11 protein-coding genes and 1 pseudogene are annotated in these 12,137 nt (G+C 70.6%); 6 read left to right on the plus strand and 6 right to left on the minus strand.

Annotation, left to right across the window (positions count from 1 at the left end; all coding sequences use genetic code 11):
* The first annotated feature begins 304 nt into the window (after window positions 1-304).
* Window positions 305-847: pseudogene (locus P3T41_RS35610) on the plus strand (hypothetical protein).
* Here P3T41_RS35610 and P3T41_RS35615 read toward each other — a convergent pair.
* Window positions 804-977, minus strand: a complete 174-nt coding sequence (locus tag P3T41_RS35615; RefSeq protein ID WP_280694813.1) for a hypothetical protein — start codon at window positions 975-977, stop codon at window positions 804-806. The pseudogene P3T41_RS35610 and the gene P3T41_RS35615 sit on opposite strands and share 44 nt — an antisense overlap.
* Window positions 978-1,004: 27 nt before the next feature.
* On the opposite strand from P3T41_RS35615, the gene P3T41_RS35620 reads away from it, so the two are divergent.
* A complete protein-coding gene (locus P3T41_RS35620; protein WP_280694802.1) occupies window positions 1,005-1,136 on the plus strand; it encodes a hypothetical protein in 132 nt (43 codons plus the stop codon).
* Window positions 1,137-2,416: 1,280 nt separating this feature from the next.
* Here P3T41_RS35620 and cas6e read toward each other — a convergent pair.
* Genes cas6e through P3T41_RS35645 form a run of 5 tightly spaced genes read right to left on the minus strand, consistent with a single transcriptional unit; the run spans window position 2,417 to window position 7,407 of the window.
* Window positions 2,417-3,121, minus strand: a complete 705-nt coding sequence (cas6e, locus tag P3T41_RS35625; protein ID WP_280694803.1) for a type I-E CRISPR-associated protein Cas6/Cse3/CasE — start codon at window positions 3,119-3,121, stop codon at window positions 2,417-2,419.
* On the minus strand, window positions 3,118-3,966 hold the full coding sequence (gene cas5e, locus P3T41_RS35630; protein ID WP_280694804.1) for a type I-E CRISPR-associated protein Cas5/CasD: 849 nt from the start codon (window positions 3,964-3,966) through the stop codon (window positions 3,118-3,120). The genes cas6e and cas5e overlap by 4 nt, the downstream gene beginning before the upstream one ends.
* The gene (locus P3T41_RS35635) at window positions 3,963-5,318 is read right to left on the minus strand and encodes a type I-E CRISPR-associated protein Cas7/Cse4/CasC (RefSeq protein ID WP_280694805.1); all 1,356 of its coding nucleotides are present in this window, start codon (window positions 5,316-5,318) and stop codon (window positions 3,963-3,965) included. The genes cas5e and P3T41_RS35635 overlap by 4 nt, the downstream gene beginning before the upstream one ends.
* On the minus strand, window positions 5,315-5,866 hold the full coding sequence (locus tag P3T41_RS35640) for a type I-E CRISPR-associated protein Cse2/CasB (protein ID WP_280694806.1): 552 nt from the start codon (window positions 5,864-5,866) through the stop codon (window positions 5,315-5,317). Before P3T41_RS35640 ends, P3T41_RS35635 begins: the two co-directional genes overlap by 4 nt.
* Window positions 5,848-7,407: a type I-E CRISPR-associated protein Cse1/CasA gene (locus P3T41_RS35645; RefSeq protein ID WP_280694807.1), complete on the minus strand. Its 1,560-nt coding sequence runs from the start codon at window positions 7,405-7,407 to the stop codon at window positions 5,848-5,850. Before P3T41_RS35645 ends, P3T41_RS35640 begins: the two co-directional genes overlap by 19 nt.
* A 417-nt stretch (window positions 7,408-7,824) precedes the next feature.
* Between P3T41_RS35645 and P3T41_RS35650 the strand changes: the two genes are divergently transcribed.
* From P3T41_RS35650 to P3T41_RS35665, 4 genes are all read left to right on the plus strand, one after another.
* A complete protein-coding gene (locus P3T41_RS35650; RefSeq protein ID WP_280694808.1) occupies window positions 7,825-7,965 on the plus strand; it encodes a hypothetical protein in 141 nt (46 codons plus the stop codon).
* 147 nt (window positions 7,966-8,112) lie between these two features.
* Entirely contained in the window at window positions 8,113-8,412 is a 300-nt protein-coding gene (locus P3T41_RS35655) for a hypothetical protein (protein WP_280694809.1), read from the plus strand.
* Window positions 8,413-8,452: 40 nt separating this feature from the next.
* Window positions 8,453-8,608, plus strand: a complete 156-nt coding sequence (locus P3T41_RS35660; protein WP_280694810.1) for a hypothetical protein — start codon at window positions 8,453-8,455, stop codon at window positions 8,606-8,608.
* Window positions 8,609-9,276: 668 nt separating this feature from the next.
* Window positions 9,277-12,137 (plus strand): Ig-like domain repeat protein (locus P3T41_RS35665; protein WP_280694811.1); only part of this gene is annotated, 2,861 nt, incomplete at its 3' end.

Raw genomic sequence — 12,137 nt, forward strand, 5'->3', positions numbered from 1 at the left:
GGTTCGCAGCCCACACACTGCCTTCCGGCATGCCCCGTCCGCGAACGGCTGTGCGGTGGGCAGCAACAGGCGGCCGCGCAGGCCGATCGGCCCCGCACACGCGGGGATGACCCGACGCGTGCCGCAGCTTGGGGGAACCTCACTCTCCCGGCCGCTCGACCAACCGCCCCGCAACGCGCGGGATGACCCCTGTCAGAGTTGTCTTTCCAACCATGATCGCTGCGTTTCCGCTGGTCAGGCATAGAACGGGTGCTTTCGTGGGAGTTGTGGCCTGTCGGGCTGTCGTTCCCTGGGGAGGTCGTGAATGCCGTCAGTGGTCGGGCTGCTGGAAGAGCGTGAGTGTGCTGCTCGTCGTCGTGTGGACGGGCTGCGGGAGGCCGACCGTATCCAGGCCGAGTTGGCCGCGGCCGAGCGGGAGTGGGAGGAGTGGGCGATCGCCCGCACGCGGGTTGACGCCGTGTTGGCTCCGGAGGGCGACAGCCCTGCCGGGCCCCAGGCCTGCCGGGCTTCACGAGAGGCGGATGCGCAGCCGGTGCGGCCTGGGCCTGCGGATGCGGCGAAGCCGAGAACGGTGGTGCCGGTGTGGCGCGTGGGGCTGGCCTGGTCGGTGTTGTCGGTGGACTACCAACGCATCCTGCGCGCGCTCGCGGACTGAGATCGGCTCGGTCAAGGGCCGCTGACCTGCCGAGAGTTGACTGTCGGCTTCGGCCTGGAGGCGGTGCCGGCCAGGGTGGAGGCATTGCGGTCGAAGGCGAAGCGCCTGGTGGCCCGCGGCTGGCTGACCGAGCCCGCACTGGGCCGGTTCACGCTCGCGAAGGATGTGGCCGGGCCAGGCGACGACTCATGAGCAGCGTCATCGACCAGTGGACCATCGCCTCGGCGCTGACCGTGCGGTGCTCGAAGCCGCGCACCAGGCGCCGGGATCGCAGCAGGTGCGCGAAGAACCGCTCGACGATCCACTGTTTCGGTAGCACCACGAACCCCTTCTGGCCGTGCTGCGGGAAGTGCCCGAACGGCAGTGGCGGGCCAGAGAGATCGCCGAGCTCGTCGGTGACGTCACCCTCGTCACCACCTACCGGCAACTCGCCCGCTGGACCGAAAAAGGGCTGGTCAAGAGAGTCCGCACCAGCTGCTAGGCGGCAGCCGCGCCATCGGCGTCCGTTGCCTTGCAGCCACACCCAAAACGCTAACTTCCCGGCCTTGGGGGAACGTCACTTCGAGGGACAGGCCTGCTCTGGCCGGGCGGGGCGCTCGGCTCGTGCGACGGCTGCGGGTGTTCGCAGCTGCGGGCGGTGGCATCCATAGGATCCAGGACCGGGAGTCTGTCGCGTGGGAGGGTGGGGGCGGGCGTAACCACCTGGTGCTTGCGCAGGTGCTCGCAGCCGCAGTCGTGCTCGCTGAATGCTGTGCCGTTATGTGCGGTTATCGTGGTGAAGAAGCCTCGACCAGCTGGGGTCTGAGGGGTGGTGATCCAGGTGTAGCCGGGGCCTTCGCGCAGGGCCCGTTCGATCAGCAGGCGGCCGTATCCTTGCCGCTGCCATCCGCCCCACAGGTAGATTGCCTTGATCCTGCCGTAGCGACAGGCGTCACACACCTGCCAGATCAGGACCGCCGCGCAGTCGCCGGCCTGATCGTACATTCTCACCATGCGCGGTCCCGCTGGGACATGGGGTGGCCAATAGAGGCACCTTGCCGGTTGGTCCGCTGTCACCAGCCGAATCCACCACCAGCGGATTCGGCCCATACCCTGGGGTACGTGTCCCACGGTCCTGCCTCCTTTCCAGCGGCTCGGAGAGGCAGGGGTGAGCCGCCTGCGGCATGGCGGGCCCGGTCCCGGCAGGGGAGGCTCTTCACACAGCGGAGCAACCGGGCCCGGGCCCAACTGGGGAGAGAAGTCCTGGCGATCCGGGTGACGCGGCGAGCGTGTGGATCACCCGGTTGGCGAAGTGGCCCCGGTGGCCGGCTGCTCATGTGTGCTCCCGCCGGCCGCGCCGGCGAACGCTCGGCCATGGTCGTGCCGGATGGTTCGGGTCGTGCGAAGCAGGAGTGGGCCTGACCGCTGCCGTCGGGCCGGCCGGGCAGCGGTCAGGCACCGCGGTACCGTGTCGCGCGGAGCGGGCTCCTGCGCGTCGTTGGTGGTGGTGCCGGCCAGCAGGGCGGGTGGTGACGGGCAGCTGGCCGGGCCACGTCCCTGCTGGGGCAGGGCGAGTTGGCCAGATACATGTGCCTGGTTCATCCCCGCCGCGTCTGCTCTGCCGGTCGGCGCGGTGCGGCGTTCGGCCAGCGGGCTGGCGGGGGCGACTTGTGAGAGCGTGGGGTTCGTCGTGGGGCGCGCAGCGTGGGCGCCGGCGTGGTAGGGGCGGTGGCCGCGGCTGAGCGGCGGTTTGCGGGCCGCTGCTGGTCGGTGGCGGGTTGATCATCCGGGGCGGGTCAGCAGCAGGCCGCAGCTGTAGGCGCGTCCTCGGCCCAGGCCCTGGGTCAAGGCGGCGAGGAAGGCGTCGGGGTCGGTGACGGTCAGGGTGCCGCACACCTCGGCGCGGCTGATCTTGAGGCCCTGGTGCTGGTCGCTGACGACCGGCGGCAGGATGCGGACGGCGAGGGCGGCGGGATCGGCGGCGGCTCCGATGCGGTGGACGCCGGTGGCGGTGTGAGCGGGTTCTGCGGGGTTTTGGAAGCGTTGTCCGATCCATTGGCGCACGCGTTCGGGCTGGGTGTGGGGCAGCCGTTTGCGAGTGGATTGACCGGTTTTAGCGTCGCGCCGGGTACTGGTGGGGCAGATGACGGTACGAAAGGTGTAGGTGTCGCCCTCGTGGATGCGCTGGTCGATGGCCTGGGTGGTCACGGGAGCGCGCAGGGCGGTTTTGGGGATGGTGGTCCAGTTAGGGGTGATCCGGGACTGGACGACGATCAGCAGGGTGTCGGTCTTGAGGTCGACGGACCAGGTGGACAGGACGCCCATCTGGGCTCGCGCGTCGCGCTGTCCGTCGGCGACCCAGCCGCGGAAGCCGGACATGACCAGGCGGTGCATGTCCTGGGCGTCGAGGAGGGCTCGTTGGGTCAGGGGATGACGGGCGTCGAGCGGCAGGATGCTGTGGCGGGTGATGAGGCGGGCGGTGCTCACGCGATGATGTCCCATCCGATGGTCGCGGTGGGGAAGGTGCGGGTGCGGATCTCCCAGCGCGGGGCGTAGGCGCGCTGCAGGGCATCGAAGGTGATGGGCTGGTCGTTGATCTGGGTGGCGCCCGAGGCGCTGGGGTGTGCCTCGAGCCAGGTCCACGGTCGCTGTGCGGTGGCGTTGGGCAGCAGGGCGGTGGCTGTCAGGACGCTTTCGAGGGGGCCGGGATGGACGCCGCCGGAGATCGTGCCGCACGGGGGGCAGGATTTGCGCCCCAGCCACAGCAGCCGTGCCGGATGCTCCAGGGCGTGGGAGAGCTTCTCGAGCAGAACCCGGTCGGGGTGTTCGAGTGCGGCGACGAATGCGGCGTCGGCCAGGTACCAGCGGTTGCTGGTCAGCGGGTCTCGGGTGGTGGTGTTGGCGGCGGTCAGGACACCGGTGTCGCGGTCCGGGGCGACGCCCTTGGGAGCGCCGTACCAGTTCGCGAGCCAGTGGGCGGTGCCGGTGCCGGTGCCGAAAGTCGTTCCCGTGGCGGCTTCCAGGGGCTCGGCGGCTTTGTCGGCGCGCCGGGGATCGGTGATCATGTCGCGCGGGCGCAGCGGGTAGGGGCCGCCCCCGGCGACCTGGAAGTCGCGCACCGCGATGCCGGGCCGGTCGGCCCGCACGCCGAAACGCAACCCGGCCAGCCACCCGAGGTCGTGGTGGCGCTCCAGGCCCAGCGCGGCGGCGGCCAGTCCGATGGCACCGGATTTGGTGGGGCGGGCGAGGGTGTCGCGGTGGTCGAATCGGCCCACGGATCCCCATGACTGCAGGGGGCCGGCCAGCCGCATGAGCAGCACGCTGCAGGTCATCGGCACGTCAACTCCGCGGTGTTCTCGACCTCGGCGCCGGGCAACTGGCCGGCGGTGGCCCGCTCTGCGAGCAGCGCCGACACGGCGAGGTCGTAGGTCAGCAGGCGTGCGGCGCTGACGTCGCCGCGCTTGCGCATGACCAGTGTGTGCTGGTCCAGGAGCAGCGTGGTGGCTCTTAGGGAGGCCACGCTGGCCTCGTACGCGTCGATGGGCGTCTCGAACACGCCGGCGTAGTTGAAAGGGCGTGCGCCCTCGAAGGCGAGGACGAATTTGGGCAAGGATCCGCTGGAGGCGGTGGTGTTGGTCTTGGCGCGCGGCATGGCGTTGACGAATGCGTCGACGAACTCGCGTTCGGCTGCTTCGGCGGCGGCCTCGACCTTGTCGGCCGCAAAGCCGGCGCTGATCAGATTCGCGCGCAGCTTGGAGCGGTCCAGAGCGGCATGGCGGTAGAACGTCCCGCTGATGAGGGACTGGTAGCCCGTCATGCCCGCCCCGGTGTCATCCATGCCCTCGAGGTGGCCCAGGGCGGTGGCGTGGGACTTGCGGTCCAGCTTGGCGTCATCGGCCGCCGAGTAGAAGTCGTCGATGTGCTCGGCGGCGTGCACGGTGAAGGCGTGGCCGCTCTGGATCGCGCCGTCCACGTTGGGGGAGTCGGCGATCTCGGCCAGGAAGCGCCCGTAGAGGGCGATGTCGATGGCGTCGCCGGGAGCAAGAGCCGTCAGGACGGCGGTACGGATGTCCTTCGGCAAGGGGGGCAGCTTCTCCTCCGCGCAGGGCTTGGGCTCTTCGGCGTGCTCGCTCGCGCTGTCGATGCCGGCCTTCTTGCCCCTGCCTTTGGCCTTGCCCGCTGGGGCGGCTTCCTTGGCCTTGGTGTAGTCGGCCACCCACGCGCTGACCTGGATGGCATTGGCCGCCAGGTGATCGGCGATGGTGTCGGCCGCGGTCTGCGGCGCGAATACGAGGACCTTCGTGTGGTCCTTCGTTGTGGGCCTGTCGCCGAACTTCAGACCCACCCCCTCCAGGACCGCTTTGGCCGTGGCCAGCGCCCGCTCGGCCTCCCAGCCATAGGTGGTGCTCAGGGCAGCGGCGGTGAGCTTGGCCCACTCGCGGGTGCGCACCCCCATGGTGTGTCCGGCCAGCGGACCTTGGCCGGCATTGGCGCGGGTGCGCGTGTGGGTGCGCTCGGCCCGGCGCCGCGCCTGGGAGGTGATCATGGTGCGGGTGCAGCCACCGAAGGGGAGCGTCTTGGGCAGGCCGTTCTCATCACGCACCGGCAGGACCGCCACCAGGCTCTCCAGCAGGTGCAGGGACAGGTACTGGTGGCCGTTCGGCGCGATGTCGGGCGTACTCACGTGGACCCTCCGGTGGCGAGTGTACGGACAGGGGCAGGTGTCGGAAGGCAGAAGGAGCGGACCCAGTCGTAGCGCACGTTGCGTCCGTAGGGCTCCCGCGCCTTCCACACGGACAGGTCTTCGGTCAGCCGCGTCCACGAGGGCGGCATCGTGCCGCCGGTTCGGATCCGTGCGATGGCCAGGTGCAGAGGACGGCGCGGGATGTGGTGGGAAGTCACCAAGCGGTCCATCAGCCGGGCCGCACCGGGGTCGCCCGGGCCGCGGCCGGCACCCGAGCCGACCCTGCGCAGGGCGCTTCCCATATCCCCGTAGCCACGATCGGGTACGCCGCGCTCGGCGTGGTAGCAGGCGAACAGAAACGCGACGTATTCGAAGACCGGCTGCTGGGTGGGCAGCGGAGCGAAGTGCGCGGCCGTGAAACCCGGCCCCTTGAAGCCCCCAGGGCGGCGCAGGGCGGCGAGCATGGTGAACTGCTCCTCGCTGACCAGGTTGCACAGCCAGTCGGTGAACAGGGCAGCGGGTGATTTCTCTAGCAGCAACTCGCGCATGCATCCTCTCCCAGGTGATCAGGGGCCTTCGGGCAATCCAGCAACTGCCGAAAACGCGCCAGGCACCGGGCACGGGCCTGCAAAGCGCGCCCTGAGACCGAAAGGCTGCCCAGGCGGGCCTTCAGCGCCGTGAAGGCCAGGTCGCGGACCTCTCGATCGAAATCTGCCAGTACGTCGCTGGCGCAGCGCCCCTCGGCGACGGACTCAAGCACGGCATGGACGGCAGGAGCGGCTGAAGCCCACATCTGCGGCTCGCCATTGAAACGGGCCAGCTGAGCCGGCTTGGGGCTGGGGCTGGTGTAGGGGTAGGCGATCTCGCGTGCGGTGGCCGCGGCGACGTAGAGAGCCTTGGCGGCGTGCTCGCAGATCTGCTCGCACCGCTCGGCGGCCTCACGCAACTCCTCCTGCCGTCCGGCGGCGTAGGGGAAGATGTCGCAGGCCCAGGAGGTGACCTTCGTCTGCCGGGCGATGATGCCCACCATCCACAGATCCACCCGCCGCTGCGACAGCCGGGCCAGGCGACCGTAGAGACCGCCGCTGCCACCGGCTGCGATGGCGGCGTATAGCGTCGGGCAGCTGCGCCACAGGTCGCGCACCGCCGACGGCTTGAGGAGGACCGTGGCGCCGGTCGCGTTCTCACCGGTGAGCGCGTCCTGCAGGTAGAGGGCGGGCAGGGCGCCAAGCAGTTCCCCCGGGCCCAGAAGAACGCGGTCCACCCCCAGCGCGCCGCCCGGCAGGCGCACCGCCCGCATGATCACCGAGCGGCCCAGCACAGTGTGCAGGTCCGCCGGGCCCTCCGGCAGCCGGGCCTCCGCAAGGCCGCCGGCGGCGAAGGTCCGCCGCGCCCTTGCGGTCCAGGTCAAGTTGACGCTCCCCGCTTCACCCTCCCAAGGGACCAGATTCAGGCGCAGCGTGTCGCCCAGACTGTCCCCCAGCGCCAGGACCCGCAGGCGCCCGCCCAAGCGGCAGACCGCATTGTTGGTGAACGCCGCCGGCAGGCCCATGTCCTTGGCCTTGATCTTGGCCCTGCCGCCCAGCCCGTAGACATGCTGGGTCAGCATCGCGCGAAACGCCGCGTCAGCCGCCACCGGCACATTGTGATGCAGGTGGTGGTGGTCGAAGTGCAGGCTGTAGTCACCTGCGCGTTCGATGAACAACTGGGCCGGCCCCACCCCATGGGCATCCAAGTGCGGTGCCAGCAGCGCGTTCTGCCCCAGCGGTTCCACCGGGTCGAACAGATCCCAGCACCCGGGGTGCTGCTCCAGCCAGTCGGCGACCCCCGCCAGCGACCGGCGCTCCTGCACCCACACCCCCCATTCCTCCTCGGTCCGCGGATACCGGCCTGCCGCATAGACCAGGCCCAGGAGCCACTCGACGAGCGCCACGCCCTCCCCAGGCGTGTCCCCGTACACCGCCGTGACGTCCTCACACCTGCGGAAAACCTCCGTCACGGACAGCATGTCCCGCTGCGCCGCCCCCGTGCCGCCCTGCCCGCCTCCCGCCACGGGGATGCATGCCTGTTCCCGCACGTCGTATCGCAACCGAGCCGCTCCTCTCCACTGGCCGTCGCTGCCCAATACATGTCCCGTTGGGTGCTGTCCTGCCAGAAGACGCCATCCGACGCGGTATATGACGTGACGTCATCCCAAAGGGCGACCCCCCACCCGAACCAGTCCCAGCCGCGCCCAGGTCACCCCTCGCGCAAGCCACCGTGACTCCTCCAGGACCCCGCGTCCCCAGGTTGCCTTTCCATGACCCCCGCAACAGGCCCCCAGCTTCCGGGGCCGGCATGACCTGGGCCCCCAGCCGATCATGATTTATCACCGTCACCCACTGGTCGCTGATCGCCTGATCCGCGACCAGTTCACCGGGCCGGGCCTCGCCTTCGGTGGGCCCGGCCCTCGCCACGACAACGGAGGAGTAAGGACGTTGAACGACTTCGACGCCCAGGGGAGGCTGTGGAACCGGTTTGGGCCGCCTCATACGACAGTGACGCGCTCGGCTTCGACGAAGAGCTGACCGCCGACGCGCTGCACCACTTGGCGGCCGGCGGCCGGCGGCCGAGCGCCCGCTGTCCCGCCGGGGACCTGCCCAGGTGAGGATCGCCGACATGACCGCCTTCACCGTCCACGAGCTCTACCCGCCCAGCTACACGGTGGCCAGCACCTTCCTCCTACTGCCCCCAGGAACGGCAGCTCGCCTGCCTGGACTGTTGCGCGAGGGCCCTCACCGCCGGTGGCCGGCTGATGGTTGAGACCGCGGTGCCCGGAGCCAGCAGCCTGTCGTTGGAGCGCCAGCAGACCATCGTGCGCGAGGTCGGCCACGAGCACCTCAAGATCTCGGCGGTCGCCCACGACCCGTACGCCCAGCACCTGACCTCCCAGGAGATCCGCATGGGAGCCGACGGCCGCTACCAGATGCTGCCGATCGTGCGCCGGAACGCACACCTTCCAAAGCTGGACCTGATGGCCCGCGTCACCGGGCTGCGGTTGGCCCAAGCATCCCGACCGCAGCGGACACGCGCAGCGGCTCAGCCGCGAGGCTGAGGGGAATCCCCGCGTCTACGCCGGGGAGTATGTCAACAGCATGCTCCGCACCTGGCACCACGATGTGCTGCCCCGAGTCGAGGACGCAGTCGAGTGTGGCATCCACCAGCCGGGAGGCATCATCGAGTTCACCCCGCTCCAGCGCGGCCTCCTCACCGGTCGCGGCGGCCAGCCGGCCGACTGGTTCGGGTCGTAGGCCGCGAGCAGCCTGCACGCGGCCAGGCGAGGAAAGTCCTCCTTCGGCAGTTACCCGGCGGCGAGTTGAGGGAACACCAGCGCGCCCGGGAGGCGGGGACGGGGTCATCACCGGTGTGTCGTTCAGGCGGCCCCACGCATCGACAACAAGAGAACACAAGCCCACAATGCCCTCAGCACCCGCCCCACGCCGATCGCCAGAGCACCGCGTCACCTCGGGCACCTCGCCCGCCCAGAAACCAACCCGGACATCACACCACCGACCAACGGCAAGCACCGATCCCGCAGGACATCCAACCAACGCGCGCCGACAACCTGGACAGCCGCGCCAGAACGGCGCCCACCCGGCCAGCACCGAGCCACCAGCACCATGCGCACGGGCCACCGTCACACTCCCAGGACAGCCGCCGCGGACGGCCCGGTGGATGTTGGCGGGGGTCCCTGTGGGCCGGGTGGGCGGTCGGGTGGGTGGTGGCGTCATGAGCGTTGTGGTGATGGCTTCTCAGGTACGGGTGCATTGTCGCTCCCGTGCCAGGACCGCGGCCCTGTGCGGGGCTGGGATCAGGTCGGGCCTGAGTTCGGCGCCGGCCCGGTGGTGCCGCGCGCTGTTCCCGCTCTCTCCGCGGCCGGTCCACGGCCCGGGGCCCCTTTACTTCCAGGAGTGTTGACATGTTCGATGACGTGAATGCGGGCGCGCCCGGCGCGGTCCCCGGTACGCCGGTCGGCCGTAGGGTTGTGCGACGTTCGATGTCGGTGCTGCTGGCGGCGTGTCTGAGTGGGGCGGGGTTGACGATGCTGACCGCGACCCCGGCCGCGGCCGCAGCCCCGGTCCCGGGCAGCGCACCGCTGTTCATCGCCGACGTCAACAACAATCAGGTGGTGGAGGTGACGCCCGGCGGCACCCAGACCACCGTCCCGGCCACCGGCCTGAGCAACCCGACAGGGGTGGCGGTGGACGCGGCCGGTGACGTGTTCATCTCCGACTTCGGCCACAATCGGGTGGTGGAGGTTCCGGCCGGCGGCGGCACACAGAACACCGTCGGCACCGGCCTGAGCAACCCGGCCGATGTGGCGGTGGACGCGGCCGGTGACGTGTTCATCGCCGACGCCGGCAACAACCGGGTGGTGGAGGTGCCGGCCGGTGGCGGCGCGCAGACCACCGTCCCGGCCACCGGCCTGAGCGGCCCGGAAGGGGTGGCGGTGGACGCGGCCGGGGACGTGTTCATCGTCGACCAGTTCAACAATCGGGTGGTGGAGGTGACGCCCGGCGGCACCCAGACCACCGTCCCGGCCACCGGCCTGAACGCCCCGGGCGGGGTGGCGGTGGACGCGGCCGGGGACGTCTACATCACCGACATCGGCAACAATCGGGTGGTGAAGGTACCGGCCGGCGGCACCCAGAGCACCGTCGGCACCGGCCTGATCCAGCCGACAGGGGTGGCGGTGGACGCGGCCGGGGACCTGTTCATCGCCGACTACGGCCACAATCGGGTGGTGGAGGTGACGCCCGGCGGCGCGCAGAACACCGTCCCGGCCACCGGCCTGAGCGCCCCGATCGGGGTGGCGGTGCCGCCGGCGCCGGCGGCCCCGTCCGGGGTGCACGCGAGTGCTGCGGGCGCTGGTCAGGCGACGGTGTCCTTCACCCCCAATGGTGCCGCGGACCATGTCACCGGTTACACGGTGACCGCCACCGACACCACCAATCCCGCCAACGGCAGCCAGAGCGCGCAGGGCGCCGGCTCCCCGTTGACCGTGACCGGCCTGACGCCCGGTGACACGTACACGTTCACGGTCACGGCGACCAACGCCGCCGGTGCCACCAGCCTCACCTCGAGTCCCGTCACCTTCGCGCTCCTGAACGTGCCGTGGGCCGCGAGCCTGCCGGGCGCCACCATCGGCAGCGCCTACAGCGCCCCGACCACCACCGGTGCGCCCAGCGGCGGCACCAGCCCCTACACCTTCACCGCCACCGGCCTGCCGGCGGGCGTCACCATCGACCCGACCACCGGTGTCCTGTCCGGCACCCCCACCACGGGCGCCCCCGCCGTGACCGTCACCGTCACCGTCACCGACAGCGCCAACCCCGCACAGACCGCCAGCCACCAGTTCACCCTGACGCTGAACGTGCAGGCCACCACCACCACACTGTCCGCCGTCCCGGATCCGTCCTCGTCGGGGCAGAACGTGGTGTTCACCGCGACCGTGGCCGGGCCCGGCGGCTCCACTGTCGTGCCGACCGGGCAGGTGACGTTCAAGGACGGCACCACCACCTTGGGCACCGCCACCCTGAACTCCTCCGGCCAGGCCACCTTCGCCACCAGCGCGCTGGCGGTCGCCAACCACCCGATCACCGCCAACTACGCTGGTGACAACAACTCCGCCGCGTCCACCTCCAACACGGTGACGCAGACGGTGACCCAGCAGACCACCAGCACCACGCTGGCCTCCTCCCCGGATCCGTCCTACAGCAACCAGCAGGTGACGTTCACCGCCATCGTCGCCTCCAACGTCAGCGGCTCCAGCGTCGTGCCGTCCGGGACGGTGACGTTCAAGGACGGCACCACCACCTTGGGCACCGCCACCCTGAACGGCAGCGGGCAGGCGACGTTCGCCACCGCGGCCCTGTCGGTGGGCTCCCACACGATCGAGGCTGACTACGCCGGCGACGCCAACTCCCAGCCGTCCACGGCCACGGTGACGCAGACCGTCAACGCGCAGGCCCCCACCACCACCGCGCTGTCCGCCGCCCCCAACCCGTCCTCGCTCGGGTCACCGGTGACGTTCACCGCCACCGTGGCCGCGCCCAGCGGCGCCCCCACCCCCACCGGGACGGTGACGTTCAAGGACGGCTCCACCACCTTGGGCACCGCCACCCTGAACGGCTCCGGGCAGGCGACGTTCGCCACCGCCGCCCTGTCGGTCGGCACCCACCAGATCACCGCCATCTATGGCGGTGACGCGACCTCGGCGCCGTCCACCTCCAGCGTCCTGACCCAGAGCGTGACCCAGCAGGCCACCACCACGCAGGTGTCCACCTCGGAGGGCCCCTCCTCGTTCGGCCAGTCCGTGACGTTCACCGCCACCGTGACCGGCGCGCCCGGCTCGGGCGTCACCCCCACCGGCACCGTCACCTTCAAGGACGCCACCACGGTCCTGGGCACCGCCACCCTCAGCAATGGCCAGGCCACCCTCACCACCACCACCCTGCAGGTCGGCACCCACACCATCACCGCGGCCTACGCCGGTGACACCAACTCCCTGGCCTCCAACGGGACCCTGACCCAGATGGTCAACAAGCAGGGCACCACCACCACCGTCACCACCACCCCCGACCCCTCCTCCTACGGGGCGCCGGTGACGTTCACCGCGAGCGTGGCCGCCTCCACCGACGGCACCCCCACCGGCACCGTCACCTTCAAGGACGGCTCCACCACCCTGGGCACCGCCACCCTCGACAACAACGGTAAGGCCACCCTCACCACCAGCAGCCCCCTGCAGGTCGGCTCGCACACCATCGAAGCCGACTACGC

Origin of the sequence: Kitasatospora sp. GAS204B, from assembly GCF_029892155.1 — a bacterium.
Classification (GTDB): domain Bacteria; phylum Actinomycetota; class Actinomycetes; order Streptomycetales; family Streptomycetaceae; genus Kitasatospora.